We start from the raw sequence: 26139 nt of genomic DNA, 5'->3' as shown, positions 1-26139 counted from the left end.
CTATGACTCATTTGAAAGGGTTCGACCTGCTCGCCCTTGGCTTCATGACGTTCGCGCTTTTTCTCGGCGCGGGTAACATCATCTTTCCTCCCAGTGCCGGCATGGCGGCGGGCGAACACGTATGGAGCGCGGCTTTCGGCTTCCTCCTTACCGGTGTCGGCCTGCCGTTGCTGACGGTGGTCGCCCTGGCCCGGGTCGGAGGCGGTATTGGCCGCCTGACCCAGCCGATCGGGCGGCGCGCGGGAGTGGCGTTCGCCATCGCCGTCTATCTTGCCATCGGCCCGCTGTTCGCCACCCCGCGTACAGCCGTGGTGTCCTTCGAGATGGGCGTCGCGCCCTTCACCGGGGACGGCGGCGCGCCATTGCTCGTCTATACCGTCGCTTACTTCTCCGTGGTTCTGTTCCTGGTGCTGAACCCGGGTCGCCTTGTCGACCGGGTCGGAAAGGTCATCACGCCGGTGCTGCTGTCGGCCCTGCTGGTCCTTGGCGGCGCGGCGATCTTCGCGCCGGCGGGAGCGATCGGCAGCAGTTCCGGCGAGTACCAGAGCGCGCCCCTGGTGCAGGGTTTCCTGCAGGGCTACCTGACCATGGATACCCTCGGTGCCCTGGTCTTCGGTATCGTCATCGCCACCGCCATTCGCGACCGCGGCATCAGCGACAGCCGGCTGGTCACGCGCTATTCCATGATCGCCGGGGTCATCGCCGCCACCGGCCTGTCCCTGGTCTACCTGGCGCTGTTCTATCTTGGCGCCACCAGCCAGGGCATCGCCGGCGACGCCCAGAATGGCGTACAGATCCTCACCGCCTATGTGCAGCAGACCTTTGGCGTTTCCGGCAGCCTGTTGCTGGCGGTGGTCATCACCCTGGCCTGCCTGACCACGGCGGTAGGGCTGATCACGGCGTGCGGCGAGTTCTTCAGCGACCTGCTGCCGGTTTCGTACAAGACGGTGGTGATCGTGTTCTCGCTGTTCAGCCTGCTGGTCGCCAACCAGGGACTGACCCAGTTGATCAGCCTTTCGGTACCGGTTCTGGTGGGACTCTATCCGCTCGCCATCGTGCTGATCGCCCTGAGCCTGTTCGACCGGCTCTGGGTGTCGGCCCCGCGGGTGTTCGTGCCGGTGATGATCGTCGCGCTGCTCTTCGGCATCGTCGACGGGCTGGGGGCGGCCAAGCTGAACGGGTGGGTGCCGGACGTCTTCGCCAAGCTCCCGCTCGCCGATCAGAGCCTTGGCTGGCTGCTGCCGGTATCCATTGCGCTGGTCCTGGCAGTCGTTTGCGATCGGCTGCTGGGCAAGCCGCGCGAAGCGGTCGCCTGAGACGTCAGGCGAACCCCAGGAAGGCCGCCTCCGGGCGGCCTTTTTCATGAGCCGACGAAAGTCGTGTCCTGGCCGCGGCGAGCGGCGTCCCAACGGCGCGAAACAACGGCGGGGCGATTCCCGGCCGGCTCAAGAGGGAGTTTTCATGACCGCCGAACTCGGCATTTTCAACGGGCACCTGTCGCAACACCTGCTGGCGGCGCTCTGGTTCCTGTTCTGCTGGGTGGGCTACACCCGCTACGCCACCTGGAAGGGCCGCGACACCGCCTGCCTGGCCAGCGTCCTGCACCTCTACCGGGAGGACTGGATGCGCCGGCTGCTGCTGCGCGACAACCGTATCGCCGACGCCAGCGTGATCGGCAACCTGGAGCGCAACGCGTCGTTCTTCGCTTCCAGCACGCTGATCATCCTCGCCGGCATCCTCACCCTGCTGGGCTCCACCGATCGCGCCGTCTCGGTACTGGCCGACCTGCCGTTCGTGGAGGAGGCCAGCCGGGGACTGTCGGAACTGAAGCTGCTGTGCCTGGCAGTGGTCTTCGTCTATGCCTTCTTCACCTTCAGCTGGTGCATGCGCCAGTACAACTTCGCGGCGATCCTGGTCGGCTCGGCACCGATGATCGGCGAGCGCAACGTCGGCGAGCTGGAGCGCAAATCCTTTGCCGAGCGTGCCGCCCGGGTCATCTCGCTGGCGGCCAACCAGTTCAACTTCGGCTTGCGCTCGTATTATTTCGGCCTGGCCATGCTCGCCTGGTTCATCAACTCCTGGTTCTTCATGCTGGTGACGGCCGGCGTGGTGCTGGTCCTGTATCGCCGCGAGTTCCATTCGGACGTGCTGGAGGTGATGGTCTACACCGAGACCGCAATCGCCGAAAGCCCGCGGGAAGGCGAGGGCGAGGTGCCCAGAGGCTGAATCCCTGGCATGAAAAAGCCCGCTTGCGCGGGCTCTTTCAGGGTACGTCAACGAGAACTTATTGCTGGTTCTGTTGCGGTTGCTCCGGAGTCGGTGCCGGAGTCTGCGGGGTTGCCGGAGTGTCGCTCGACGGCGCCGGGGCGCTGGGCTCGGCAGGGGGAGTAGCCGGAGCGCTCGGCTGGGTCTCGGTAGCCGGAGCTGCCGGGGCCGCTGCCTTGTCTTCCTCTTTCTTGTCGCAAGCGGCCAGGCCAAGGCTGGCAGCGAGCAGCAGGGCAAGAGTTACGGTCTTTTTCATCGTTTAGCCTCCATGTGCGGCTTTCCTCGTTGTAGCCCTTTGAACATTTGCGCTGGCGTGAAGTTCCACACACTTCGACTATTTCGATCGTTATGTCCAAAACCCCGGCTGCCGGGGCTTTGGCGGCAGGGTATGATTCGCCCTCCAGAAAACTCCCAGCAAGGTCGCCGTCATGTCGGAAAATCCTCTCCTCGAGCGCGCCCGGCGCTTTCTCTCGGCCTTGCGTCATTGCCAGGTGCTGGGGTTGACGGTCGAGGCCGCCGACGAGAAAGGACTGACCCTGCGCCTGCCCTACAGCCAGGCGATCATCGGCAACCCGGAAAGCGGGGTCGTCCACGGCGGCGCGATCACCACCCTGATGGACACCACCTGCGGTATTTCCACGGTCTGCGTGCTGCCGGACTTCGAGATCTGCCCGACGCTCGACCTGCGCATCGACTATATGCATCCCGCCGAACCGCACAAGGATGTCTATGGCTTCGCCGAGTGCTACCGGGTCACGCCGAACGTGATCTTCACCCGCGGCTTCGCCTACCAGGACGATCCGGGCCAGCCCATCGCCCATGTCGTCGGCGCCTTCATGCGCATGGGCGGTTCGGCTCGCTCCGGGGCGGCCAGGCCGGCCGCGCAGGGAGGTGCGGCATGAGCCCGACCAGCCTCGAGCAACTGGTCCGCGACGCGCGCCGGAACAACGACTACAGCCCGCTGGTGGAGCTGATCCCGTACGCCAAGCTGCTCGGCATCGAATGCCTGCGCCTGGGCGACGACATGGTCTTCCGCCTGCCGGCGAACAAGGACAACATCGGCAACCCGACCCTGCCGGCCATCCATGGCGGCGTGATCGCCGGCTTCATGGAGCATGCGGCGATGTTGCACCTGCTGACCTTCATGAGCATTCCGCACCTGCCGAAGATCATCGATTTCTCCATCGACTACCTGCGCGCCGGGCACTTCCGCGATACCTACGCGCAATGCCAGGTATGGCGCCAGGGGCGGCGGGTGGCGAACGTCGCGATCAACGCCTGGCAGACCACCCAGGGCGAGCCCATCGCCACCGCGCGGGCGCATTTCAAGGTGGACGAGCCGTGAGCCGTACGCTGCGGAAAGTGGGCTGAGGATATCGCGATGGATGCCTTGCTGATTCTGGGCGGCCTGCTGCTGATGGTCGCCGGCTATATCTGGGTCATCGTCCTGGCCTTCGGTACCGGTCTGCTGTGGGGTTACGGCAGCCTTTTCCCGCCGGTGGCACTGGCCTATATCGGCGTGCACTGGCGTACGGCGCGCAAGGGCGTCGGGCTGGCCGCGCTGGGTTGCATCCCGCTGGTGGTCGGCCTGGCGCTGCTGGCCAGTCACGACGCTGCGCGACTGGAGGCGATCCTCAGCCTGCGCTGGCTGAAGCCGGAGGCCAGGCCGCCGGCGGAACTGGCCATCGCGCTCAGCGGGGAGTTCAACGGCAAGCCTTTCGCGCCGCAGAGCGGCGAGTTGATCGGCGGCGTGCTGAGCCTGCGCCAGGGGCACGATTTCTACGCCCAGCGCGAGCTGCAGATCCGCCTTCCGGCACAGCCGCTCGGGGCGCTGCGCCTGGATGTGCTGCCCGAGGACGGCGGCGCGTTGCCAGAAGTCGAGCTGAGCTGGCTGCAACCGGATCAGGACCTGCCCGAGGCGCGTCGTCTCCTGCGTGGCTATACCTTGCACCTGGACCTGCGGCCCAAGGCGCCGAACCGCCTGGAGGGCGAGTTCCACCTGAGCCTGCCGAGCGACTACCGGACCACCCTCAGCGGCCACGTCGAGCTGTATACCGACCGGCTGCGCTATCGGCACGGCAAGGTCGACCTGGGCTACGACTCCGACGATACCCTGGCCCTGGTCTTGCGCGACTATCTGCAGCGACGCTTCGCCAGCCGCGACGTCAGCCTCGTGCGGGCGCCGTCCTGGCGCGCGGCCAGCCATGCGCGGCCGCTGCGTATCGAGGCCCTGGTGGCCGGCCAGACTCAGGTGCTGGAGCTGACGCTGGAGAAGAACGCCCGGCGGGAGTGGACGGTGCGCGGCGACGCGTTCCCCGCCTTGCCGGCGGAGCCTGCGACCGTGGCCGCGGCGGCGCCGCCCGAGCCGCAGGCGCTGCCGGCGCCGGGCAACGCCACCCTCGACCTGGAGCTGGTCCAGGTCGAACCGCAGCGCTACAGCCAGCGCCTGGTCAAGGCCACTACGGTACGCGGGCGTATCGCCGAGGGCCGTTTCACCGGCCTCGACAGCGAGGGGCGCCTGGTGATCCGCCGGGAAATGCCCGGTGCGGGGGAGGCGAGCTACCTGTTGCGCCCGGCGGAGATCGCCCGTCTCGAACTGCTCGAACGCTAGTCGTCGCACGACGGTGCGCGGTTTTTTCGCATAAGCGCTTGAAAAGCCGGAAGAAGGCCCCACCTAGGGGACATCCGCCGTGGTACGCGGCTTATGTCATTGATGGAGCTTGGAGCGATGAGCGTGGAAACCCAAAAAGAGACACTGGGCTTTCAGACTGAAGTGAAGCAACTGCTTCACCTGATGATTCATTCTCTCTATTCGAACAAGGAAATCTTCCTCCGCGAACTGATTTCCAACGCCTCGGACGCCGCCGACAAGCTGCGTTTCGAAGCCCTGGCCAATCCCGAGCTGCTCGAGGGCGGCGCCGAGCTGAAGATCCGCGTCAGCTTCGACAAGGAAGCCAACACCGTCACCCTGGAAGACAACGGCATCGGCATGAGCCGCGAGGATGTGGTGACTCACCTGGGCACCATCGCCAAGTCCGGGACCGCCGACTTCCTGAAGAACTTGTCTGGCGACCAGAAGAAGGATTCGCACCTGATCGGCCAGTTCGGCGTCGGTTTCTACAGCGCCTTCATCGTCGCCGACAAGGTCGATGTCTACTCCCGTCGCGCCGGCCAGCCGGCCAGCGAAGGCGTGCACTGGTCGTCGAAGGGCGAGGGCGAGTTCGACGTCGCCACCATCGACAAGCCCGAGCGCGGCACCCGCATCGTCCTCCATCTGAAAAAGGGCGAGGAGGAGTTCGCCGATGGCTGGCGCCTGCGCAACGTGATCAAGAAATACTCCGATCACATCGCTTTGCCGATCGAGCTACCCAAGGAATTCCACGGCGAAGAGGCCGACAAGCCGGCCGAGCCGGAATGGGAAACGGTCAACCGCGCCAGTGCGCTGTGGACCCGTCCGCGCGCCGAGGTGAAGGACGAGGAATACCAGGAGTTCTACAAGCACGTCGCCCATGACTTCGAGAACCCGCTGAGCTGGAGCCACAACAAGGTCGAAGGCAAGCTGGAATACACCTCGCTGCTCTACGTGCCGGGCCGCGCGCCGTTCGACCTGTACCATCGCGAGGCGCCACGAGGCCTGAAGCTGTACGTACAGCGCGTGTTCATCATGGACCAGGCCGACGAGTTCCTGCCGCTGTACCTGCGCTTCATCAAGGGTGTGGTCGACTCCAACGACCTGTCGCTGAACGTCTCCCGGGAAATCCTGCAGAAGGATCCGGTGATCGACTCGATGAAGTCGGCGTTGACCAAGCGCGTGCTGGACATGCTGGAGAAGCTGGCGAAGAACGAGCCGGAGCAGTACAAGACCTTCTGGAAGAACTTCGGCCAGGTCCTCAAGGAAGGCCCGGCGGAAGACTTCGGCAACAAGGAGAAGATCGCCGGCCTGCTGCGCTTCGCCTCCACCGGCGACGATTCGGGCGAGCAGAGCGTAGCGCTGGCCGACTACATCGGTCGGATGAAGGAAGGCCAGGACAAGATCTACTACCTCACCGGCGAGAGCTACTCGCAGGTGAAGAACAGCCCGCACCTGGAAGTCTTCCGCAAGAAGGGCATCGAGGTGCTGCTGCTCACCGATCGCATCGACGAGTGGCTGATGAGCTACCTGCCGGAGTTCGACGGCAAGCAGTTCGTCGATGTCGCCCGCGGCGACCTGGACCTGGGCAGCCTGGACTCGGAAGAGGACAAGAAGGCCCAGGAAGAAGTCGCCAAGAGCAAGGAAGGCCTGATCGAGCGCCTGAAGAAGGTGCTCGACGAGCAGGTCAGCGAAGTCCGCGTCTCCCACCGTCTGACCGACTCGCCGGCGATCCTCGCCATCGGCGAACAGGACCTTGGCCTGCAGATGCGCCAGATCCTCGAGGCCAGCGGGCAGAAAGTGCCGGACTCGAAGCCGATCTTCGAGATCAACCCGCAGCATCCGCTGATCGAGAAGCTGGATGCGGAGCCGGACGAGGACCGCTTCGGCGAGCTGTCGCATATTCTCTTCGACCAGGCCGCCCTGGCCGCGGGGGACAGCCTCAAGGATCCGGGCGCCTACGTACGCCGACTGAACAAGCTGCTGGTGGAGCTGTCCGCTTAAGCAGTAGCCCCGACAAAGCCCGCTTCGGCGGGCTTTGTCTTTTCCAACTCTCGCAGGAGCAGTACCCATGAGTGAGATTCGTGTAGAGCCGGTCGCCTACGACATCGATGGGCAGCCGTACGAAGGTCAACTGGTGTACGACGCCAGCCACGCGGGGCCGCGCCCGGGCCTGCTGATGGCGCCGAACTGGATGGGCGTGAGCGCCGCCGCGCTGGACATCGCCCGGCAGGTCGCCGGCCGTGGGCACGTGGTGCTGGTGGCGGACCTCTACGGCAGGGACGTGCGTCCGCAGAACGGCGACGAGGCGGGCGCGGCGATGATGCCGCTGAAGAACGACCGGGCCCTGCTGCGCAAGCGCATGCAGGCAGCGCTGGCGGCCTTGCGCGGACAGGCGCTCGCGGCTGTCGATACGACCCGCCAGGCCGCCTTCGGTTTCTGCTTCGGCGGTTGCTGCGCGCTGGAGCTGGCTCGCGACGGTGCCGAGCTGAAGGCCTTCGTGTCCTTCCATGGCACCCTGGATACGCCGGACCCGGCGCATGCCAGGAATATCAAGGGCGCGGTACTGGTCCTCGACGGCGCCTCCGATCCGCTGGTGCCGCGCGAGCAGTTGCCGGCCTTCGCCAGGGAGATGACCGATGCCGGCGTCGACTGGCAGCTCACCAGCTACGGCGGCGCGGTGCATTCCTTCACCGATCCGAACGCCAAGGTGCCGGGCAAGATGCACTATGACGCCAGGACCTCCCGGCGTGCCTTCCAGGCGATGGATGACCTGCTGGCGGAAGTCTTCGCCTGAGACCGCCGGCTCACTCGCGCATGGCGAAGCAATGCCTGGCCTCGGGGAAGCGCCTTTCGCGCACGTCCTCGGCGAAGCGCCGGGCCGCCTCGTCGATTTCCCGGTCGAGGCGCGCGTAGCGTTCGACGAAGCGCGGTACCTGTTCGCCGCTTAGCCCGAGCAGGTCCTCGCTGACCAGTACCTGGCCGTCGCAGGCCGGCGAGGCGCCGATACCGATGCAGGGGATCGCCAGTTCTTCGCTAAGGCGACGGGCCAGCGGCTCGCCTACGCCTTCGATGACCACCGCGAAGGCGCCGCCGCGCTGCATGGCGAGGCCGTCGCGGCGTACCCGTTCGGCGCTTTCCGGGTCACGCCCCTGGGCCTTGAAGCCGCCCATGGCGTTGACCTGCTGCGGCATCAGGCCGATATGGGCGAGCACCGGTATGCCACGGCGTACCAGGAAGTCCACGGTTTCTTCCATTTCCTCACCGCCTTCCAGCTTCACCGCCTGGGCGCCGCTGTCGGCCAGCAGGCGTGCGGCGTTGCGGAACGCCTGTCGGGGCGATTCCTGGTAGCTGGCGAACGGCAAGTCGGCCACCACGCAGGCGCGCCGGCTGCCGCGCATCACCGCCAGGGTGTGGGCGACCATCATCTCCAGGCTCACTCCCAGGGTACTGGGCATGCCATAGAGCACCATGCCCAGCGAATCGCCGACCAGCAGCAGGTCGGCGTGCGGATCGAGGAGGCGGGCCATGGGCGTGCTGTAGGCGGTCAGCGCCACCAGGCTGCCGGCACCCTTGCGGCGCTGGATATCGGGAACGGACAGGCGATGTTGCGGGCGATGACTGCTCATGGCGTGGCTCCGGTTTGTCTATGGGGAGCCACACGCTACCATCGGCCACGCACCGCTCACTCGACGGATGGGGACAACCGATGCCGCAAACGGGACAAGAACGCGAGCTGCCGCGATTCCGCAGCCTGCCCTGCGCGGTGTACCTGCGCGCCTTCGAGATGCCCGCCGGGCACCGGGTGGAGATGCACGACCACCCCTGGGGCCAACTGATGTACGCCGCCAGCGGCACCTTGCGCGCCAGCACCGAGCGGCACAGCTATCTGGTGCCGGCGCAGCGGGCGCTGTGGATTCCGCCGGGCGTCCGGCACGCCGCGGAGGCTTGCAACCCTGTGCTGTTCCGCAGTCTCTACCTGGATCGTTCGCTGCCCGGCGGTTGCCGGGTACTGGAGGTGTCCGGCCTGCTGCGCGAACTGTTACTGCGGGCGGCGGAATTTCCCCGTGAATATCCGCCGGGTGGCGAGGCCGAGCGTCTCATGCAGGTGGTCGCCGATGAGGTCGGGCGCCTTCGCGAGGCGCCGCTGAACCTGCCGTTGCCTGGCGACCCGCGCTTGCGCCGGATCACCGACGCGCTACAGGCGGATCCCGCCGATCCGCGCGGCATCTCGGATTGGGCGGGACTGGTGGGGGCTTCCCGACGGACCCTGGCGCGGCTGTTCCGTGAGCAGACCCAGTTGTCGTTTCGCGAGTGGCGCCAGCGCCTGCGTCTGCTCAACGCGGTCGCCGCGCTGGAGGAGGGCGCCAGCGTGACGCGGGTGGCCAGCGACCTTGGCTACGACTCCACCTCGGCGTTCATCAGCCTGTTCCAGCGTCATTTCGGCCAGACCCCCGGTTGTTTCGCCCGCTCCCTGCGCTTGCCCAACTGAGCCGCATGCTTCAGGGCGCCGCCTGTTGGCGCAGGCTTGCCGCCTTGGCCGCGAGGTCCGGCCAGGCGGGCTTGCCGGCGAAACGCTCGCGCAGGTAGTTGGCCAGGGCGGCGACTTGCCGGTCGTCGAGGCTATGGCGGAAGCCGGGCATATAGCCGAGGTCGCCGGTGGCCGGGCTGTGGATGCCGTCGAGGATGATCCGCAGCAGGTTGTCCGGGCTGTCCGCATGCACATTGCTGTTCAGCGCCAGGGATGGACGCACGCCGAAGAAGCGCGGTCCGTCGCCGTCATGGTGGCAGGCCAGGCAGGCCCCGGCGAACAGGCGCGCGCCGCTGCCGCTGGGCGGTTGCACGCGGCCGTAGCCCTGCCGGTCGAGGCGTTGCGCCTGTTGCTGATCGGTTTCCCCGGCCGGGGCAGCGGCGTAGGACGCAAGGTAATGGGCCAGGGCCCGCAGGTCCTCGTCCGACTGCTTGGCCAGGCCTTCGCCGACCACTGGCGCCATCGGCCCGCTGGCGACCCCGTGGTAGGCCGAATAGCCGTGGCGGAGGTAGGCGTAGAGGGCCTCCTCGCTCCAGGCGATGGGCGCCGGCGAACTGGCGTTCAAGGCTGGCGCGGTCCAGCCCTCCGCCTCGCCGCCGGCGAAGTGCGCGCTGCCGGACTTTTCCGCGCCGAGCGCATTGCGCGGCGAGTGGCAGGCGCTGCAATGGCCGAGGCCTTCGGCGAGATAGGCGCCGCGGTTCCATTGCTGGTTGCGCGTCGGCTCGTCGCGGTAGGCGCCGGGCTCCAGGAACAGCAGGTTCCAGCCGGCCATCAGCTGGCGTTGGTCGAAGGGGAACGGCAGCTGGTTGGCAGGCGTTTCGCTGTGCACCGCCGGCTGGCTCATCAGGTAGGCGTACAGGGCCTTCAGGTCTTCGTCGCGAGTCCTGGTGAAGGCGGTGTAAGGGAACGCCGGATACAGGTAGCTGCCGTCGCGGGCCACGCCATGCCGCATGGCCCGCTCGAAGGCGGGGTAGGACCAGCCACCGATGCCGCTCGCGCGATCCGGCGTGAGGTTGCTGCTGTAGATCGTCCCGAACGGCGTCGGCAAGGCCCGTCCGCCGGCGTTGCGCGGGCCGCCTTCGCGAGTGTGGCAGACCGCGCAGTCGCCGAGGGCGGCGAGGCGTTCGCCGCGGGCGATCTGCTCGGCGCTGAAGGGACCGGGTGTGCCTTCCAGTGGCCCGATGGCCGGTTGCCAGGCGTAGCCGAGGGCGATGGCGGCGAGCGCGACGAGGCTGCCGGAGGCCCAGAGGCCGATGCGTGTTGCCTTCTTCATCTGTCAGTCATCCACTGCGCGGGGCGCCGCGGCGCCCCGGGGAAAAGGATCAGGCCTGCGCGCTGCGCAGCGCCGCGAGTACGCGTTCCGGAGTGAACGGCACCTGTCGCAGGCGCGCTCCGGTAGCGTCGAAGATCGCATTGGCGATGGCCGCGGCGCTGGGCACCGAGGCTGACTCGCCAGCGCCCATCGGTGGCTGCTCGGGGCGGTCGAGCAGCAGTACGTCGATCTCCGGCAGTTCGGGGAAGCCGAGGATCGGGTAGCCGCCCCATTCCAGGCTGGTGACGCCACGGCGGTCGAAGGTGGCGAACTCCTTGAGTACCCGGCTGGTGGACTGGATGACGTTGCCGTGGACCTGGTGCCTGACCCCATCGGGATTGACCATCTGCCCGCAGTCATGGGCGACCCAGACCTTGGCGACGCGCACCGCGCCGTTCTCCGGGTTCACCTCGACGTCGACGATCCAGGCGGCCCAGGCGGCGCCGAAACCGGGAAACTTGCTGTGGAAGTAGCGCGCATAGGCGAAGCCGCGTCCCTTCAGCACGCCGTCCCGGCGCGCCTCTGGGTTGGGGGAGGTGCGTGGCTGCCAGCCGGCGCGGGCGACCAGGGCGTCGATCAGCGCCAGGGCGCGCTGGTCGTCCAGGTAGCGGCGGCGGAAGGCGATGGGGTCGATGCCGGCCAGGTGCGCCAGTTCGTCGGCGTAGGACTCATGGGCGAACACGTTCGGCAGCGCCGAGACGCCGCGCATCCAGGACGCGCGGACGATGGGGGCGGCGTCGTTGGCCACCACCCGCATCCGCGGGTAGCGGTATTGCGGGATCGCGGTGCGGTCGCCCATGTCGGCCACCTGCGGGGTGGCCGGGATCCGCCTGGTGAGGAGCAGGGCCAGGGTCGGCGCACCGTTGGAGGGGTAGCAGGTGGCGAAGTCGTAGGCCGCCACCCGGCCTTGCTCGTCGAGACCGCCGCGGACCTCGATCAGTTGCGCGGTGCCTTTCGGTTCCCAGCCATGTTCCTGTTCGCGCATCAGTTGTACCCGCACCGGCCGGCCCACCGCCTGCGCCAGAAGCACGGCGTCGGCGCTGACGTCGTCGGCGCCGTTGCGTCCGTAGCAGCCGGCGGCTTCCATGCGGATCACCTCGATGTCCCCGGTCTCGCGCTGCAGCAGCCTGGCCAGGTCGTTGCGCAGGTCGTGCGGGTTCTGCGTGCCGGACCAGACGCGAGCGCGCTGCGCATCGACCTCGGCGAGGGCGCAGGAAGGGCCGATGGAGGCGTGCAACTGGTAGGGCCAGACATAGGTGGCCGACAGCGGCCGGGCGATGCCCGCGAGGTGCTGCTCGAGACCGGGCGAGTCGTGCAGCGTGCGTGGCTTCTTCGGATGCCGGCGAAGCGTGTCCTCGAGCCGGTCGGGTTCCAGCGGCGGCAGGCCCTGCCAGTCCTTCCAGCGCACCTTGAGCTGGCGCGCGGCGCGGATCGCCTGCTCCTCGCGTTCGCAGACCACGCCGACGAAGTCGCCGATCACGACCACCTTGACCAGCCCCGGCAGCCCGGCGACCGAGCTTTCGTCCACCGCCAGCAGGCCGCTGCCGAGCGGGGCGCTGACATCCGCGCCGGTATAGGGCGGGCGTACCACTCGCCCATGCAGCATGCCGGGCAGGCGCATGTCATGGACATAGGTCAGTTGACCGGTCAGCTTCGCCGGGATGTCCACCCGACGCACCGGCTTGCCGACCAGGCGGTACTCGCTGCGCGGCTTGAGCGGCGCCTTGCCGTCGATGTTCAGGTTGAAGCGCTGGCCTCGCAGCAACTCGCCGTAGCCGATCCGTCGCTGCGGATTGGCGGCGGCGAAGACCTGGCCGTTTTCGCTGCGCAGGCTGTCCGGATGCACCGGGAAATGGCTTCCGGCCTGGCGCAGGAGGAAGCGCCGGGCTTCGGCGGCGGCCTGGCGCAGCGGCACGGCGCTGACCTGGATGCTGGCGCTGGCGATGGTCGGCCCCTGGTCCGGTGTGCGACGGGTGTCGCCGAGGATCATCTCGACCTGCTCGAACGCGACGTCCAACTCTTCGGCGACGATCTGCGCCAGTGCCGTGCGGATGCCGGTACCAAGGTCGACGTGACCGCAGAAGGCGGTGACCTTGCCGTCCGCGGCGATGGCGATGAACGAGTCGACCTGGTCCAGCGGCAGGTCGGTGGCGCCCTGCTCGGCAAGGGCGAGCAGCGGGGCGGGCAGGTTGACGGTGACCAGCAGCAGGCCGCTGGCCTTGAGGAAGCCGCGTCGCGAGGGATTGGCCAGGCTCATGCCGGGTGCTCCTCCTGACGCTCCTTCAGGCTCTCGGCGGCACGCCGCACGGCCTTGAGAATCTCCACATGGGTGCCGCAGCGACACAGGTTGTAGGCCAATTCCTGGCGGATCTCGCCGTCGCTGGGGTTCGGGTTGCGATCCAGCAACGCCTTGGCGGTCATCACCATGCCGTTGATGCAGTAGCCGCATTGGGCGGCCTGTTCGTCGATGAAGGCCTGTTGCAGCGGATGGGGATGGGCGGCATCGCCGAGTCCTTCGAGGGTAACCACCTGGCGGCCCACGGCAGCCTCCACCGGGGTGATGCAGGAGCGGGTGGCGACGCCATCCATCAGCACGGTGCAGGCGCCGCACTCGCCGAGGCCGCAGCCGAACTTGGGACCGTTCAGTTGCAGGTCGTTGCGCAGGACATAGAGCAGGGGGGTATCGGGGGCGACATCGAGGCGCAGGGACTGACCGTTGACGGTCAGGGCAAGGGCATCGCTCATGGCGGTTTCTCCCCATGCCGGCGGCATGGCTGTTCATCAGGCGGATGTCCCGTCGGCCGTGCCTGGTAGCGTGCGGCTCTGCGGGAATTTGTTTGTATACAAACATGTTATGGATGCCTGCGGCGAACTGTCAATGGCAGGCCGCTACGACGAAAGGCGCAGCTCCGGACGACGTAACGCGGAAAAAAAGATAGACCGCAATGGCCTCAGATCAGGCGAGCGAGCAACCCGCGCAGGGTTTCCTGTTCTTGCGGGGAGAGGGGAGCCAAGGCCTGCCGGTTGATCTCGCGGGCGGCCGCCAGGCCGGCCTCGAGTTCGGCGCGTCCGGCAGGACTGAGGCTGACCAGCAGGCGCCGGCCGTCGTCCGGATCGGCGCTGCGCTGGATCAGTCCCCGTTTGTCCAGGCGCTCGACGACGCCCTTGATGGTCGCGGCGTCCATGGCGGTGAGCCGGCCGAGCTGGTTCTGCGGGCAGGGTCCGGTCTCGCCGAGGCGGACCAGGGCGGCCCACTGGGTGGGTGTCAGGCCGTTGCCGATGCCATTGGCGAACAACGCTGCATAGCGCTGGTTGGCCTGGCGCAGGATGAAGCCGATCTGGTCGTCGAGGCGGTACGGGGTGGTACGGGACATGCTGGGCATCGGTGGTGGCGTGAAGGCCTCATTCTAGCTCACGGCCGGTACCAGAGTGCCTCGCGCTGAAAAGGAGTTTTTCCTGGAAGATAGGGGTTTTTCAGCTCGATTATTCTCCGCTGCCGAAGGGCAAGCTTGCCCAGCCGCGTCTTGAAATGTCGCTCGAACAGCCGTTCGAAGCTACCGTCGGCAATCGCCTTCTCCAGGCCCTGGCGAATGGCCTCGGCCAGTTCCGGGCGTTGACGCGAAACGAAGAAATAGAAGGCCGCGGGGTAGTGCAGGGCCAGGTGCTGGTCGATCGCCAGGTGCAGCCCGGCGCGGGAGGCGTCCTCCAGTTCTCCGTCGATCACTACGACCTCGCGGGGGAAGACCTCGAAGCGGCCGGCATCGAGCATGCGGAACAGGCTCTCGTAGCTCTGGCTGGTCTTCACCTCCAGGCCGTTGGCGCGCAGGATCGGTGTGTCGGCCCAGTCCTGGCGCTGGCCGAAGCGCAGGCGGCGGAGATCGTCGAGGGTCCGCACCGAGGCCAGGAGGTCCTTGTTGGCGGCGCTGACCAGAGGAATGCGCCAGCCGATCAGGCCGCGATAGATCGGAATGCGGATCGGCAGCAGGGTCTCTTCCAGGTCGTCGCGGGACTGCGCCCACATCACCTGCAGGCCCGGATCGTCCTGCTCCAGGCGCAGTTGCGCACGGGACTGCGGCATGGGCTGCGCGCTGGGCTCCAGGCGGTAGTCGCCGCCGCTCCTGGCCAGCGCCAGTTGCAGCAGCTCGACGACGTAGGGTTCGGGGTTGCGCCCTTCGGAATGGCGCGGATAGATCACCCGTTCGCCAGCCCCGGCATGCCAGGCCAGCAGGCCGAACAGCAGGGCCAGCCAGCGGAGCGGCGAACCCTGGCCGAGCGGCTGCGGTCTATGTTCACTCAGGCCTATCAGGAGGAATGCCATGGCTGGCCCCCGTACGCGTGCCCTGTTTTCGACATTGTTCGCCCTGTCCCTGGTGACATCCTTGACCCATGCCAGGGATTATCGCTACAGCGACGCTCACGTGCACTACGTGGATTTCTTCCAGGAAAGCGAAGGCATGCCGCGCCTGCTGGAGGCGATGGACAAAGGCCGGGTCGACCATGTGATGCTCAGCGGCGTCGCGGTCGCCAAGAAATGGCACGAGGACGAGCCGAAGCGGCCGCGCTACTACGCTGGCGACGATGCCGGAGCCTATTGGTACAGCGCCACCGACGTGATCGTGGCGGCGGCGGTGAAATCCCTGCCAGCCGAGCAGCGGCGGCGCGTGCATCCGTTCCTGACCGGTTTCAACCCGACCGACAAGAACGCCGACGCGCACATCCGTCGCATGCTGGAGCTGGACCCGGGACTCTGGCAGGGCATCGGCGAGATCTTTACCCGGCACGACGACCTCACCGCGCTGACCTACGGCGACGTGCCGAGGGCCAACAATGAGGCGCTGGCGCGGGTCTATCACCTGGCCGCCGAATTCGACCTGCCGGTGTTGCTGCACGCCAACGTCACTTCCAAGCGCGAACGCAACCCGCTGTACCTGGCGGAAATCGAGGAGCCCCTGCGCAATCACCCGCATGTGCGGTTCATCTGGGCCCATGCCGGGACCAGCATGGAGATCCATCGCCACCAGAAGAAACTGGACTTCCTCCTGCCGACCCTTGGGCGTCTGCTGCAGCGCTACCCGAACCTCTACATCGACCTGTCCTGGTCGGTGTTGCGCCCGTACCTGCTGGACGAGCAGGGCAAGCCCGACCCGCAGTGGCTGGCACTGGTCGAGCGGTTTCCGCAACGCTTCATGCTCGGTTCCGATGTGGTCGGCCAGTTCGACAGCCTGCCCGAGTTGATGGCGAGCTTCGATCCGTTCCTCGACGCCTTGCCCGAGCAGGTCGCTCGCCAGGTGGCGCGGGACAACTTCCTGGCGGTGCTGCCGCGCCAGCCCGCCGATCCGCGAGGCGAATAACCCGGATTCGTCATCAGTCTGTCATGCCGGCGTCATAGGCTCGCGCCAGTCCCATCCAGGAGTGAGTCATGTCCTTCATCCGTTCTTGCATCAGTCGTTCCGTCTTCCTGCTCGGCGCCGGCGTCGCCGTGGCGGCGCAGGCCGAGGTGCGTATCGACGGCCCCATCGAATATGGCGTGTTCGAAAGCCGCTACCAGGATTTCCAGCCCGGCGAACGGGTATTGACCCGTAGCGAGCAGAACATCCAGCAGACCACCGAAGTCCCGGCCAAGCTCGGCACCAAGTTCGGCATGCGTTATCAACTCAGCGGCAAGCAGGAAGGCGATACGCCTTTGACGCTGCTCTACCTCACCCCGGGCGTGGTCACTCCGGATGGCCAGCGGCATGACAAGTTCGAAGTGGTGCAGAAGCTGGTGCCGGGCGCGCCGACCGATGTCATGGCCTACGAATTCACCGAGCCGCACGAAGTGGTGAAGGGCGAATGGCGGTTGATGGTGTTCCAGGGCGATCGCCTGCTGGCGGAGAAATCCTTCGACGTGCGCTGAGCGCGAGCCATGCAAAGCGCTGGTTTTCTTGTGTCGCGTGGATAACGCGGGGGCGCCATTCGCTCTACCGGGCAAGGGTTGCCTGCGTGCGGCAGGGCGAATAGCCGCCCGCGGTTATCCGCCGTTTTGGCGGCGTACGCGCGGATGCCGATGGTAGCCTGTTCGTCCTTCGATCAGTCCCTGCTGACCCGGGTATCTTCCGCGGCGAGCGGACTGCCGTCGCCGGCGCGTACCTGCAGGCGCGGCACCGGCTGGCCGCTGTCGCGCTCGACCAGGCGGACATGGGATTCGTCCGGGGCGAAGAAATAGTCCTCGCCCCACTGCCGAATCGCCACCAGCAGGGGGAAGAGCGCGCGTCCCTTGTCAGTCAGGCGGTATTCCTGGTGACTGCCGCTTTCGGCCGGGACCGCCACCATCACGCCGTGCTCCACCAGGTTGCGCAGGCGCGCCGCCAGGATGTTCTTGGCCAGGCCGAGGCTCTTCTGGAATTCGCCGAAGCGCGTCAGTCCTTCGAAGGCATCGCGCACGATGAGCATCGACCAGCCGTCGCCGATCACGTCCAGCGGGCGGGCGACTGGACAACTGGCTTGCTTGTGGCTGGTGCGCTTGACCATCAGGGCGGCTCCGGGGGGGAGAGGATCGGGTTTCATGGTAAAACCCGGGCTCCACGCTGGGCAACCGCAGCAAGTGCGCCGCCGTGAGACGGCGCACGGCATGGTCAGACGACGAAGCGGGTGACCATGTTGTTCAGGTCGATGGCCAGTTGCGACAGTTCCTGGCTGGCGGCGGCGGTCTGGTTGGAGCCGGCGGACGTCTGCAGCGAGATGTCGCGGATGTTCACCAGGTTGCGGTCGACCTCGCGGGCCACCTGGGCCTGCTGCTCGGAGGCGCTGGCGATCACCAGGGTACGCTCGTTGATCTGGCCGACCCGCTCGGCGATCTCGTTCAGCGCCAGGCCGGCGGCTTCGGCGATCTCCAGCATGTTGCGGGCGCGTACGCTGCTGCTGTCCATGGCGCCGACCGCGGCGCCGGTGCCTTCCTGGATGTTGGCGATCATCTGCTCGATCTCGCGGGTGGATTCCTGGGTGCGATGGGCGAGGGCGCGAACCTCGTCGGCGACCACGGCGAAACCGCGGCCCTGCTCGCCGGCGCGAGCCGCCTCGATGGCCGCGTTGAGCGCCAGGAGATTGGTCTGTTCGGCGATACCGCGGATCACGTCGAGGACCTTGGAAATGTCCTGGGCCTTTTCCGCCAGGCCGCCGACCAGCGCCGAGGTATTGTCCACTTCTTCGCTCATCAGGCGGATCGCCTGGACCGTCTCCAGTACCCGCTGGCGTCCGTTCTGCGCCGATTGCTCGGAGGCGGACGAGGCGTCCGAGGTGGAGCTGGCGTTGCGCGCCACTTCCTCGACGGCGGCGGTCATCTCGTTGACCGCGGTGGCGGCCATCTGGATTTCGTCGTTCTGCTGGGTCAGCGAGCGGTTGCCCTGCTCGGTGACGGCGCTGAGTTCCTCCGCGGCGGAGGCCAGTTGGGTCGCCGAGCTGCCGATCTGCTGGATGGTCTGGCGCAGTTGTGCCTGCATGCCCTGGAGGGCGACCAGCAACTTGGCCGGTTCGTCGCGGCCAGAGGTGTCGATGCGGCTGGTGAGGTCGCCCGAAGCGATCACCTCGGCCACTCGCAGCGCCTCGCCGAGCGGTTGGGTGATGCTGCGGGTGAACAGCCAAGCCAGTACCACGGTAGCGAGGCCGGCGACCAGCAGTACGCCGATCACTGCGGCGAAGGCGCTGTGATAGACCTCATCGGCCGTGTGGCTGGCCTGGCTGGCGCCCTTGACGTTGAAGTCGATCAGCGCCTGCAGTTGCTGCTGGGTGGCGCGGTACTGGTCGAGCAAGGTGCTTTCGGTGTACTGGCGGGTCTCTTCCAGCGGCTTGCTGCGCGACATCTGCACCAGGGTCTGCTGGCTTTGCAGGAGCGTCTGCCGGGTAGCCAGGTAGCGCTCGTAGATCGAGCGCTCGTCGGCACCACTGATCAGCCGTTGGTAGGCGCCCTCGCGATCGGTCAGTTCCTTGCCGATTTCCGTCATGCGGCTTTCCAGGAAGCGTTTGCTGCTGTCCTCCGCCGCCAGCACATGGGCCAGTTGCACCTGCCGCAGTTCGGCGAGCAGAACGTTCAACTCGGCGCTTTCGCGGACGCTAGGCAGCCAGTTGTCGCTGATGTCCGAAGAGGCTTCGTTGAGCGAACCCATTCGGTTCAGGGAAAAGATGCCGGTGATGACCAGCAGAGCGGTGATCAGGGCGAAACTCAGGGCGGCACGGGTCGCGATGGGCATACTGCGCAAAGACATGATGGCGGATTCCAGGGGGCAGGAGAGAGACGGGGCTGATCAGTTCTATCGGCAGGCGGGGCGCCAGGTTTAGCCCGTTCATGCAGTTCGGGTAAAGAAACGCTGGGTACAAAAAAGCGCCCCGAAGGGCGCTTCATGCGGCGATGGAGGGAATCAACCCTGCCAGCGCTTGAGGACCAGGGTGGCGTTGGTGCCGCCGAAGCCGAAGCTGTTGCTCATGACGGTATCGAGCTTGGCGTTCTCGCGGGTCTCGCGGAGAATCGGCAGGTCGGCCACTTCCGGGTCGAGTTCGTCGATGTTGGCGGAGCCGGCGATGAAGCCGCCTTCCATCATCAGCAGGCAATAGATCGCCTCGTGTACGCCGGCGGCGCCCAGCGAGTGGCCGGACAGGCTCTTCGTCGAGCTGATGGCCGGCGCCTTGTCGCCGAACACTTCGCGCACGCCTCGGATCTCGGCGACGTCGCCGACCGGGGTGGAGGTGCCGTGGGTGTTCAGGTAGTCGATCGGCGCGTCGACGGTGGCCAGCGCCTGCTGCATGCAGCGGATCGCGCCTTCGCCGCTCGGGGCGACCATGTCGTAGCCGTCGGAGGTGGCGCCGTAGCCGACGATCTCGGCGTAGATCTTGGCGCCGCGCTTGAGCGCATGCTCCAGCTCCTCGACCACCACCATGCCGCCGCCGCCGGCGATGACGAAGCCGTCACGCTTGGCGTCGTAGGCGCGGGAGGCCTTTTCCGGCGTCTCGTTGTACTGGGTGGAGAGGGCGCCCATGGCGTCGAACAGGCAGCTCTGGCTCCAGTGTTCCTCTTCGCCGCCGCCGGCGAAGACCACGTCCTGCTTGCCCAGCTGGATCTGTTCCATGGCCTGGCCGATGCAATGCGCGCTGGTGGCGCAGGCGGAGGAGATCGAGTAGTTGACGCCCTTGATCTGGAACGGCGTGGCCAGGCAGGCCGATACGGTGCTGCCCATGGTGCGGGTCACGCGGTATGGGCCGATGCGTTTGACGCCTTTCTCGCGCAGGGTGTCGATGGCTTCCATCTGGTTCAGGGTGGAAGCGCCGCCGGAGCCGGCGATCAGGCCGGTGCGGGGGTTGGAAATCTGTTCCGGAGTCAGGCCGGAGTCCTTGATCGCCTGCTCCATCGCCAGGTAGGCGTAGGCGGCGGCATCGCCCATGAAGCGGAAGACCTTGCGATCGATCAGCTCTTCGAGGTTCAGGTCGACCGAACCGGAAACGTGGCTGCGCAGGCCCATCTCGGCGTAGGACGGATTGAAGCGAATGCCGGGCCGACCCGCACGGAGGTTGGCGGAAACGGTGTCTTTGTCATTGCCGAGGCAGGAAACGATGCCCAGACCGGTGATAACGACGCGACGCATGCGGATAACCCTTAGAAGCTGTCAGTGGAGGTGAACAGGCCGACGCGGAGGCCTTCGGCACTGTAGATTTCGCGGCCATCGACGCTGACGGTGCCGTCGGCGATGGCCAGGACCAGCGAACGATTGATCGTGCGCTTGATATGAATGTTATACGTGACCTTCTTCGCTGTCGGCAGAACCTGACCGAAGAACTTCACTTCGCCCGAACCCAGGGCGCGGCCGCGGCCGGGGTTGCCCTGCCAGCCGAGGTAGAAACCGACCAGCTGCCACATGGCATCCAGGCCCAGGCAACCGGGCATGACCGGATCGCCTTCGAAGTGACAGGCGAAGAACCACAGGTCCGGGTTGATATCCAGCTCGGCGACCAGCTCGCCCTTGCCATACTTGCCGCCGACATCGCTGATGTGAACGATGCGATCGATCATCAGCATGTTGGGGGCGGGAAGTTGCGCGTTACCCGGGCCGAACAGCTCGCCGCGACTGCAGCGCAGCAGGTCTTCTCGGGTGAAGGCGTGTTGTTTGGTCATGCGAGCTCCTCAAAAATCCCTGAACTGCAGGGTTGTGGCGGTTCGTCCAGCGGCCGTCGCGCCGGGTTATTGTATCGGCGTCGCAGCGGCAGCCTAGTCATAGACTGTTGCGTTGCGGTGAAAGTCACAGTGTCCGGCGAACAGATGTTCACTTTATTCCCGCGTCCGCTTGCCGCCCTTGTCGTAGATCATTCCGGCTCACCTCGTCCGGTTTCGTTCGACGTCACGGGGAGTTCCGGCTGCGAGCCGATCCAGCGTTGCAGTATGCGTTGCAATTCCGCCCGTTTGAATGGCTTGGCCAGGTAATCGTTCATTCCCGCCTGCAGGCAGTTCTCCCGATCGCCCTGCAGGGCGTTGGCGGTCAGGGCGATGATCGGTACCCGCCGACCGTTCTCCTGGGCCCTGATTTCCCGTGTCGCCGAGTAGCCGTCGAGCACCGGCAGGCGGCAGTCCATCAGGATCGCGTCGTAGCGCTGGCGCTCGGCGCTGCGCACCGCCTGGATACCGTCGGCGACCAGGGTGACGCGATAGCCGAGGCTGCGCAACATGGCTTCTATGACTGTCTGGTTCACCGGATTGTCCTCGACCAGGAGGATTTCCTGACCGGCGGCAATCGGGGCGGCGTCGCCAGCGGCCTGCTGCCGGTGCGCCGGCGACTGCTGGAAGGGCAGCGGAATCTCCAGGGTGAAGGTCGATCCCGAGCCTTCCTTGCTCTCTGCCTGCAGGGTGCCGCCCATCCGTTCCGCCAGGGTCCTGGCGATCGCCAGGCCGAGCCCGGTGCCGCCGTAGCGCCGGGAAATCGACGAATCCGCCTGCTGGAAGGCATCGAACATATGTTCCAGGCGTTCCGGCGAGATGCCGATGCCGCTGTCGTGCACCGCGCAGGTCAGCCACAGCACGTCGTGATCGAGCGCCTGCCACTCCAGGCTGAGATGGATGGCGCCTTCCTCGGTGAACTTCAGCGCATTACCCAGCAGATTCACCAGGATCTGTCGGATACGCGTCGGATCGCCGCAGACCTCGATATTCTCCAGGCCGGCCTGGATCTGCAATTCCAGCGCCAGTCCGCGTTGCTGGGCGCTGTGCTGGAACACCAGGGCGGAGCCTTGCACCAGTTCCAGCAGGTTGAAGGGAATGCACTCCAGTTCCAGCGCGCCGCGTTCGATCCTTGAGAAATCGAGAATGTCGTTGATGACCTTCAGCAGGTGTTCGGTGGACTCGGTGGCCAGCGCCGTGTACTCGGCCTGTTCGCGGGTCTGCTCGGTGGTTTCCAGCAGTTGCAGCATGCCCAGCACGCCGTTCATCGGGGTGCGAAGCTCGTGGCTCATCATCGCCAGGAAGTCGGACTTCGCCCGGTTCGCCTGCTCCGCTTCCTCGCGGGCGCTGATCAATTGGCCGATCGCCTGTTCCTGTTCCCGGCTCGCGCGGTCCAGCCCGCTGGCGAGATTGTTGATGTGACGGGCCAGGTCGCCGATCTCGCCGTCGTCGAGGATCGGCAGGCTGGTCTTGTAGTCGCCGCTCTGGATCGCCTCGACCGCCTGGCCCATGGTGCTGATCGGCGCCGACAGGCGCTGCGCCAGGCGGCGTGCGACGAGGAAGGTGAGGATCAGGGCGAAGGCGGCCAGCAGGGCGGCCTTCAGGAGGATTTCCTGTTGCCGCTGGCTGAAGGCGTCGTTGGACATGCCGACCACCACCCGGCCGAGGTAGTCCTCGCCGGACTGGCCGTCGCCTTCGCTGGCGCCGTCCAGCAGCGGGTCGCTGGCCAGGGCGATGCGCTGGCGCTGGATGGTGGAGTGGAAGATGTCGATCGGCGCGGCGTTCTGCAACGCGCCGGACAACTGTTCGACGTACACCAGGATATTGTCGTTGCGGTCGCGTACCTCGATGAAGCGCACATGCGGGGTGTCGAGGGTGGCCTGCAGCAGCTTCTGCAGCACGGGCGTGTTGCCGGCGATCACGCCGTATTCGGCGGCCGGCGCCAACTGGTCGGCGATCAACTGGCCGGTATGGGTCAGTTCCTGGCGCAGGTCCTGCAGGCGCGAGTAGGTGAAGTAGGCGGTGAGCAGCAGGGTCAGCAACAGCGCCGGGCCCAGGCTGATCGCCAGCATGCGGGTACGGATGTCCCAGCCGTGGCGCTGGCTCATGGTTCTTCTCCTTCGGCGAGGCGCCGGCCGAGGTCGGCGTCGCTGGCCAGGTCGATACCCAGGGAGCGGGCTACCTGCCGATTGCCGAGCACCTTGAAATGCCCTGGATAGAGGCTGAGGGGCCAGTGCCTGGGCGCCTGGCCGAGCAGTTCGTCGAGGGTGTCCAGCCAGTCCTCCTGGTCGCTGTAGCTGCTCGCCAGGCTGCCGGCCTTGACGAAGGCTGCGGTGGGTCCGAGCAGCGCGCGGTTCTTGGCGTAGCTGCCGAGCAGCAGGCTCTTGATGCTCTGCGAGTTGTACAGCTGTTTGTCGTCGATGCCGAGCAGCAGGTCACTATTGCCGAGCAGGAACTGCAGCGGGCGCGGGTCGTCGTTGCCGCTGCTGCTGGCGACGAACAGCTCGAGCCCCTGGCTGCGGGCCTCGCGACGAAGCTCGTCGAGGAGGAATTCGCTGTCCTTGCCGTAGAGCACGCCGATGCGCTGGATGCCCGGCAGGATCAGGCGCGCCAGGCGGAGCTGGCGGGCCGCCGGCGGGTCGCTCCAGAGTACGCAGAGCCCTCCGACGCCGTGTCCGCCATGCCCGTTGGCGCCTGGCAGCAGGCGCTGGCCATCGACCCGGTTGAGCAGCAGCGCCAGGGTCGGTGGCGCCCGGTGCTGGCGCAGGCGCCAGGCCAGGGCCTCGGGGCCGAGCAGGAGCAGGCGGGTGTCGTCGGTGAAGACCATCCCCTCCGCCAGGGCCGCGGGCGTGCGCAGTTCCACCTGGTCCTGCGGCCGTCGCTGCGACAGGGCGTCGCGAAAGGCGTTCACCGCGGCCCCCTGGTTGGCGCTGACCAGGACCAGTTGCGCGGCCTCGCCGACATGCGCGAGACAGCAGACGACGAGCGCGAGCAGCGCCTGGAAAGCCCGACGGGCGGGGCGCAAGCGACGCATCTAGAACGTCACCTCGGCGCTGAAGTAGAGCAGGTGGCGGCTGTCGTAGCGGTTGTCGGGAAAAGTCAGCGGTTGGTCGTCGAGACGCTGTTGGAGCACGCCGGCCAATTCCAGGGCGGCCTTGCCCAGGGGAATGCGCTTGGCCAGGCGCAGGTCGACGCGTTCGAAACGATGTCCATTGAGCGAATCGTCGCCGTAATAGAAGAGGGCGCTGGACCAGCCTTGGCCCCAGTCGTGCATCCAGCCGGCCGAGCCGCCGTGGCGGGCGGTCAGGCGCCGGTCGTAGCGACTGGTGGCGTCGTAGTCGAGATAGGCGTAGGTGGCGCGCAGGCGGTCGCGCAGGCCCAGGCGCCAGTCGAGCTGGCCTTCCGCGCCGGAGAAGCGGATGCGATCGCCATTGTCCGGGCTGAAGTCGACGACGCTGAGCGGATCGCTGATCAGTCCGGTGATTTCCTCGTGGAACAGGCGTACATCCACGGCCAGCCCGGTCTCGCGGAAAAAACCGTTGTAGCCGATCTCGCGCGAACGGGTGTGTTCCTTGCCCAGGTCGCCGGGGCCGTGGGCGCTGGCGAAGTAGTAGGCTTCGCTCTGCCCGTAGGGCGCCGGTTTCAGGTGGCGGACCCGGTAGCGCCAGTCGACGTCGTTTTCGTACATGCCCGGCGACCGCACCGCCTCCGAATAGACCGCGCGCAGACTGTGCTGGGGGTTGAACAGGTAGTTCACCGCCAGCCGCGGGCTGAACGAGCTGCCGGAGCCCTCGACGTCTTCGAGCATCCCGCCGCCCTGCAGCAGCCAGTGTTCGCCGGCATGCCACTCCAACTGGCTGAACAGCCGCCAGATCTGGCTGCTGACCCTGCCGCCGTAGAAGGTCTCGGAGTTTGCCTGGTCGTAGCGGTAGCTCAGGCCGTTCAGCAGGCGCAGGTTGTCGCCCAGGCTGAGGGTGTCCTGCATCTCCAGGTCGTAGCGGCTTTCCCGGATGTTGCGGTCGACCCGTCCGCAGACCGGGCGCAGTCCGCCGTTGCGTAGCTGGTCGAGGACCTGGGTCGCCAGTTGCAACTCCTGGGCGCTGCCGGGCGGCAGCCGGGTCGGATCGTCGGCGAACCTGCGCAGGTAGTCCGGGTTCAGTTCCCAGAGTTGCGCCAGTTGCGGGCTGAAGGCGATGCCCGCCTCGCAGGCGTTCCACTCCTGCCGGCGCTCCCAGTGCTGCGCGTAGCCTTGTATATAGAAGCTGTGGCGTGGGTCGAGGTCGACGTTCCAGCGCAGCGAACCGGCATAGTCGTGGGCGAGTGTATCGGAGTTGTCGACGTCGTCGGGAACCTGGGGAAACGGCGAGCGGTAGGCGTAGGGGTGCTGGTTCGAGCCTTCCTTGGCCGCCAGTTGCCACTCCAGGCTCTGGTTCGGCGCCAGGCTGTGGCTGGCGTTGAGGTTGAAGCGGCTGAGCCGGCGGCCGTCGCGCAGGGCGTGACCGTCGTGGTCGTGGTCGAAGCCGTCGTCTTCCTGGCCGGACAGCGACAGGCGGAAGTCGCTGTCTTCCAGGGCGATGCTCTGGCTGGCGTACCAGTCGCGGATGCCGCGCTGGCCTGCGGTGTATTTCAGGCGCGTGCCGGGCGACTCGCCGGGGGCCCGGGTGATGATGTTGATCACCCCCATCAATGCGTTGGCGCCGTAGCTGACGGTATTCGGACCGCGGAACACTTCGATCCGCTCGACATCCTCGAGGGCCAGCGGCAGGTCGCTCCAGTCGACGCTGGCGAGGCCCGGGCGGTACACCGAGCGACCGTCGATCAGTACTTGCAGGCGCCGCGCCCCCGACATGCTGGTGCCGTGGTAGTTGACCGTGGGCTGGTTGCCGGACAGGTAGCCGACCATCATGCCCGGGACTAGGCGCATCAGTTCGGGAATGTCGCGGGCGCCGCTGGCGACGATCAGCTCGCGGTCGAGCACGCTGATGCTGCCGGGAACTTCCGCCGGGGATTGTTTCAGGCGTGTCGCGGTCAATACTTCGGGAACGCCGCTGGGATCGTTGAACAGGTCGGCGGCCGCGAGCTTGCTGCCGAACAGCAGGGCCAGCAGGGTCAGGGAGACGGGAGCACGCGAAGCGATGGGCACGGAACGACCTTGTTCTCGATAGGTATTGTCTGGCCCGGGCATGGTAAACGAGGCGCGGGCTTTTGCCAGCGCCGGCGTCAAGACT

At 66.8% G+C, this 26139-nt stretch carries 24 protein-coding genes; 10 read left to right on the top strand and 14 right to left on the bottom strand.

Annotated features, from left to right (window positions below):
• Nucleotides 1–2: 2 nt before the first annotated feature.
• The gene (gene brnQ / locus M6E97_RS15010) at nucleotides 3–1316 is read left to right on the top strand and encodes a branched-chain amino acid transport system II carrier protein (RefSeq protein WP_003106485.1); all 1314 of its coding nucleotides are present in this window, start codon (nucleotides 3–5) and stop codon (nucleotides 1314–1316) included.
• A 145-nt stretch (nucleotides 1317–1461) separates the two neighbouring features.
• A complete protein-coding gene (locus tag M6E97_RS15005; RefSeq protein ID WP_003087433.1) occupies nucleotides 1462–2226 on the top strand; it encodes a DUF599 domain-containing protein in 765 nt (254 codons plus the stop codon).
• A 58-nt stretch (nucleotides 2227–2284) separates the two neighbouring features.
• On the opposite strand, the gene M6E97_RS15000 is transcribed toward M6E97_RS15005, so the two are convergent.
• Nucleotides 2285–2521, bottom strand: a complete 237-nt coding sequence (locus M6E97_RS15000) for a hypothetical protein (RefSeq protein ID WP_003087435.1) — start codon at nucleotides 2519–2521, stop codon at nucleotides 2285–2287.
• Nucleotides 2522–2693: 172 nt separating this feature from the next.
• Here M6E97_RS15000 and M6E97_RS14995 point away from each other — a divergent pair, with 172 nt between their 5' ends.
• From M6E97_RS14995 to M6E97_RS14975, 5 genes are all read left to right on the top strand, one after another.
• Nucleotides 2694–3167, top strand: coding sequence for a PaaI family thioesterase (locus tag M6E97_RS14995; protein WP_003087438.1), 474 nt, complete (start codon nucleotides 2694–2696; stop codon nucleotides 3165–3167).
• The gene (locus tag M6E97_RS14990; RefSeq protein ID WP_003087441.1) at nucleotides 3164–3610 is read left to right on the top strand and encodes a PaaI family thioesterase; all 447 of its coding nucleotides are present in this window, start codon (nucleotides 3164–3166) and stop codon (nucleotides 3608–3610) included. Before M6E97_RS14995 ends, M6E97_RS14990 begins: the two co-directional genes overlap by 4 nt.
• A gap of 36 nt (nucleotides 3611–3646) precedes the next feature.
• A complete protein-coding gene (locus tag M6E97_RS14985; protein ID WP_031685956.1) occupies nucleotides 3647–4876 on the top strand; it encodes a hypothetical protein in 1230 nt (409 codons plus the stop codon).
• 117 nt (nucleotides 4877–4993) lie between these two features.
• Entirely contained in the window at nucleotides 4994–6898 is a 1905-nt protein-coding gene (gene htpG / locus M6E97_RS14980; RefSeq protein ID WP_003087446.1) for a molecular chaperone HtpG, read from the top strand.
• Nucleotides 6899–6965: 67 nt separating this feature from the next.
• Nucleotides 6966–7691: a dienelactone hydrolase family protein gene (locus tag M6E97_RS14975; RefSeq protein ID WP_003087448.1), complete on the top strand. Its 726-nt coding sequence runs from the start codon at nucleotides 6966–6968 to the stop codon at nucleotides 7689–7691.
• Nucleotides 7692–7701: 10 nt separating this feature from the next.
• Here the strand turns inward: M6E97_RS14975 and panB are convergent, their stop codons facing one another.
• Nucleotides 7702–8523: a 3-methyl-2-oxobutanoate hydroxymethyltransferase gene (panB, locus tag M6E97_RS14970; protein ID WP_003087450.1), complete on the bottom strand. Its 822-nt coding sequence runs from the start codon at nucleotides 8521–8523 to the stop codon at nucleotides 7702–7704.
• An 80-nt stretch (nucleotides 8524–8603) separates the two neighbouring features.
• Here panB and M6E97_RS14965 point away from each other — a divergent pair, with 80 nt between their 5' ends.
• On the top strand, nucleotides 8604–9386 hold the full coding sequence (locus M6E97_RS14965) for an AraC family transcriptional regulator (protein WP_003087451.1): 783 nt from the start codon (nucleotides 8604–8606) through the stop codon (nucleotides 9384–9386).
• 10 nt (nucleotides 9387–9396) lie between these two features.
• Here the strand turns inward: M6E97_RS14965 and M6E97_RS14960 are convergent, their stop codons facing one another.
• The 5 genes from M6E97_RS14960 to M6E97_RS14940 form a co-directional block, all read right to left on the bottom strand.
• A complete protein-coding gene (locus tag M6E97_RS14960; RefSeq protein WP_003132914.1) occupies nucleotides 9397–10698 on the bottom strand; it encodes a cytochrome c in 1302 nt (433 codons plus the stop codon).
• 49 nt (nucleotides 10699–10747) lie between these two features.
• Nucleotides 10748–12994: a xanthine dehydrogenase family protein molybdopterin-binding subunit gene (locus tag M6E97_RS14955; RefSeq protein ID WP_033938527.1), complete on the bottom strand. Its 2247-nt coding sequence runs from the start codon at nucleotides 12992–12994 to the stop codon at nucleotides 10748–10750.
• The gene (locus tag M6E97_RS14950) at nucleotides 12991–13482 is read right to left on the bottom strand and encodes a (2Fe-2S)-binding protein (RefSeq protein WP_003140151.1); all 492 of its coding nucleotides are present in this window, start codon (nucleotides 13480–13482) and stop codon (nucleotides 12991–12993) included. Before M6E97_RS14950 ends, M6E97_RS14955 begins: the two co-directional genes overlap by 4 nt.
• Before the next feature lie 206 nt (nucleotides 13483–13688).
• Nucleotides 13689–14111: a MarR family winged helix-turn-helix transcriptional regulator gene (locus M6E97_RS14945; protein WP_020751151.1), complete on the bottom strand. Its 423-nt coding sequence runs from the start codon at nucleotides 14109–14111 to the stop codon at nucleotides 13689–13691.
• 38 nt (nucleotides 14112–14149) lie between these two features.
• Nucleotides 14150–15055 carry a substrate-binding periplasmic protein gene (locus M6E97_RS14940; RefSeq protein WP_003109965.1) on the bottom strand — a complete coding sequence of 302 codons (906 nt, stop codon included), beginning with the start codon at nucleotides 15053–15055 and terminating at the stop codon, nucleotides 14150–14152.
• Between M6E97_RS14940 and M6E97_RS14935 the strand changes: the two genes are divergently transcribed.
• Together M6E97_RS14935 and M6E97_RS14930 are read left to right on the top strand one after the other, a co-directional pair.
• Nucleotides 15054–16088: an amidohydrolase family protein gene (locus M6E97_RS14935; protein WP_003140148.1), complete on the top strand. Its 1035-nt coding sequence runs from the start codon at nucleotides 15054–15056 to the stop codon at nucleotides 16086–16088. The two genes, M6E97_RS14940 and M6E97_RS14935, sit on opposite strands and share 2 nt — an antisense overlap.
• A 68-nt stretch (nucleotides 16089–16156) precedes the next feature.
• Nucleotides 16157–16633 (top strand): DUF3859 domain-containing protein, encoded by a 477-nt coding sequence (locus M6E97_RS14930; protein ID WP_003087466.1) that lies wholly within the window; start codon nucleotides 16157–16159, stop codon nucleotides 16631–16633.
• A 173-nt stretch (nucleotides 16634–16806) separates the two neighbouring features.
• Here the strand turns inward: M6E97_RS14930 and M6E97_RS14925 are convergent, their stop codons facing one another.
• The 7 genes from M6E97_RS14925 to M6E97_RS14895 form a co-directional block, all read right to left on the bottom strand.
• On the bottom strand, nucleotides 16807–17247 hold the full coding sequence (locus M6E97_RS14925; protein ID WP_003087468.1) for a winged helix-turn-helix transcriptional regulator: 441 nt from the start codon (nucleotides 17245–17247) through the stop codon (nucleotides 16807–16809).
• A 104-nt stretch (nucleotides 17248–17351) separates the two neighbouring features.
• Nucleotides 17352–18977, bottom strand: a complete 1626-nt coding sequence (locus M6E97_RS14920) for a methyl-accepting chemotaxis protein (protein ID WP_034005551.1) — start codon at nucleotides 18975–18977, stop codon at nucleotides 17352–17354.
• A 153-nt stretch (nucleotides 18978–19130) separates the two neighbouring features.
• Nucleotides 19131–20348 carry a beta-ketoacyl-ACP synthase I gene (gene fabB, locus M6E97_RS14915; protein WP_003087471.1) on the bottom strand — a complete coding sequence of 406 codons (1218 nt, stop codon included), beginning with the start codon at nucleotides 20346–20348 and terminating at the stop codon, nucleotides 19131–19133.
• An 11-nt stretch (nucleotides 20349–20359) separates the two neighbouring features.
• Nucleotides 20360–20875, bottom strand: coding sequence for a 3-hydroxyacyl-[acyl-carrier-protein] dehydratase FabA (fabA, locus tag M6E97_RS14910; RefSeq protein ID WP_003087475.1), 516 nt, complete (start codon nucleotides 20873–20875; stop codon nucleotides 20360–20362).
• Between the two features lie 188 nt (nucleotides 20876–21063).
• Complete coding sequence (locus M6E97_RS14905; RefSeq protein ID WP_003109961.1) at nucleotides 21064–23019, bottom strand: ATP-binding protein; 1956 nt, start codon at nucleotides 23017–23019, stop codon at nucleotides 21064–21066.
• Nucleotides 23016–23774: a hypothetical protein gene (locus M6E97_RS14900; RefSeq protein WP_003140145.1), complete on the bottom strand. Its 759-nt coding sequence runs from the start codon at nucleotides 23772–23774 to the stop codon at nucleotides 23016–23018. The genes M6E97_RS14905 and M6E97_RS14900 overlap by 4 nt, the downstream gene beginning before the upstream one ends.
• Before the next feature lie 171 nt (nucleotides 23775–23945).
• Nucleotides 23946–26054, bottom strand: a complete 2109-nt coding sequence (locus M6E97_RS14895) for a TonB-dependent receptor plug domain-containing protein (protein WP_033938520.1) — start codon at nucleotides 26052–26054, stop codon at nucleotides 23946–23948.
• Nucleotides 26055–26139 lie beyond the last annotated feature (85 nt).

Source organism: Pseudomonas sp. B111 (assembly GCF_026428275.1).
GTDB lineage: Bacteria > Pseudomonadota > Gammaproteobacteria > Pseudomonadales > Pseudomonadaceae > Pseudomonas > Pseudomonas aeruginosa.
This window is presented reverse-complemented; position numbering and strand designations above follow the sequence as displayed.

What these genes read in the sequence shown, in the direction of transcription:
- M6E97_RS14960 (WP_003132914.1), bottom strand. Translation starts at nt 10,698, where the DNA reads ATGAAGAAGGCAACACGCATCGGCCTCTGGGCCTCCGGCAGCCTCGTC.
- M6E97_RS14990 (WP_003087441.1), top strand. Translation starts at nt 3,164, where the DNA reads ATGAGCCCGACCAGCCTCGAGCAACTGGTCCGCGACGCGCGCCGGAAC.
- M6E97_RS14955 (WP_033938527.1), bottom strand. Translation starts at nt 12,994, where the DNA reads ATGAGCCTGGCCAATCCCTCGCGACGCGGCTTCCTCAAGGCCAGCGGC.
- M6E97_RS14975 (WP_003087448.1), top strand. Translation starts at nt 6,966, where the DNA reads ATGAGTGAGATTCGTGTAGAGCCGGTCGCCTACGACATCGATGGGCAG.
- M6E97_RS14925 (WP_003087468.1), bottom strand. Translation starts at nt 17,247, where the DNA reads ATGGTCAAGCGCACCAGCCACAAGCAAGCCAGTTGTCCAGTCGCCCGC.
- M6E97_RS15005 (WP_003087433.1), top strand. Translation starts at nt 1,462, where the DNA reads ATGACCGCCGAACTCGGCATTTTCAACGGGCACCTGTCGCAACACCTG.
- M6E97_RS14950 (WP_003140151.1), bottom strand. Translation starts at nt 13,482, where the DNA reads ATGAGCGATGCCCTTGCCCTGACCGTCAACGGTCAGTCCCTGCGCCTC.
- M6E97_RS14920 (WP_034005551.1), bottom strand. Translation starts at nt 18,977, where the DNA reads ATGTCTTTGCGCAGTATGCCCATCGCGACCCGTGCCGCCCTGAGTTTC.
- M6E97_RS14995 (WP_003087438.1), top strand. Translation starts at nt 2,694, where the DNA reads ATGTCGGAAAATCCTCTCCTCGAGCGCGCCCGGCGCTTTCTCTCGGCC.
- fabB (WP_003087471.1), bottom strand. Translation starts at nt 20,348, where the DNA reads ATGCGTCGCGTCGTTATCACCGGTCTGGGCATCGTTTCCTGCCTCGGC.
- M6E97_RS14940 (WP_003109965.1), bottom strand. Translation starts at nt 15,055, where the DNA reads ATGGCATTCCTCCTGATAGGCCTGAGTGAACATAGACCGCAGCCGCTC.
- M6E97_RS14935 (WP_003140148.1), top strand. Translation starts at nt 15,054, where the DNA reads ATGGCTGGCCCCCGTACGCGTGCCCTGTTTTCGACATTGTTCGCCCTG.
- M6E97_RS14945 (WP_020751151.1), bottom strand. Translation starts at nt 14,111, where the DNA reads ATGTCCCGTACCACCCCGTACCGCCTCGACGACCAGATCGGCTTCATC.
- fabA (WP_003087475.1), bottom strand. Translation starts at nt 20,875, where the DNA reads ATGACCAAACAACACGCCTTCACCCGAGAAGACCTGCTGCGCTGCAGT.
- brnQ (WP_003106485.1), top strand. Translation starts at nt 3, where the DNA reads ATGACTCATTTGAAAGGGTTCGACCTGCTCGCCCTTGGCTTCATGACG.
- htpG (WP_003087446.1), top strand. Translation starts at nt 4,994, where the DNA reads ATGAGCGTGGAAACCCAAAAAGAGACACTGGGCTTTCAGACTGAAGTG.
- M6E97_RS14905 (WP_003109961.1), bottom strand. Translation starts at nt 23,019, where the DNA reads ATGAGCCAGCGCCACGGCTGGGACATCCGTACCCGCATGCTGGCGATC.
- panB (WP_003087450.1), bottom strand. Translation starts at nt 8,523, where the DNA reads ATGAGCAGTCATCGCCCGCAACATCGCCTGTCCGTTCCCGATATCCAG.
- M6E97_RS14965 (WP_003087451.1), top strand. Translation starts at nt 8,604, where the DNA reads ATGCCGCAAACGGGACAAGAACGCGAGCTGCCGCGATTCCGCAGCCTG.
- M6E97_RS14985 (WP_031685956.1), top strand. Translation starts at nt 3,647, where the DNA reads ATGGATGCCTTGCTGATTCTGGGCGGCCTGCTGCTGATGGTCGCCGGC.
- M6E97_RS14930 (WP_003087466.1), top strand. Translation starts at nt 16,157, where the DNA reads ATGTCCTTCATCCGTTCTTGCATCAGTCGTTCCGTCTTCCTGCTCGGC.
- M6E97_RS15000 (WP_003087435.1), bottom strand. Translation starts at nt 2,521, where the DNA reads ATGAAAAAGACCGTAACTCTTGCCCTGCTGCTCGCTGCCAGCCTTGGC.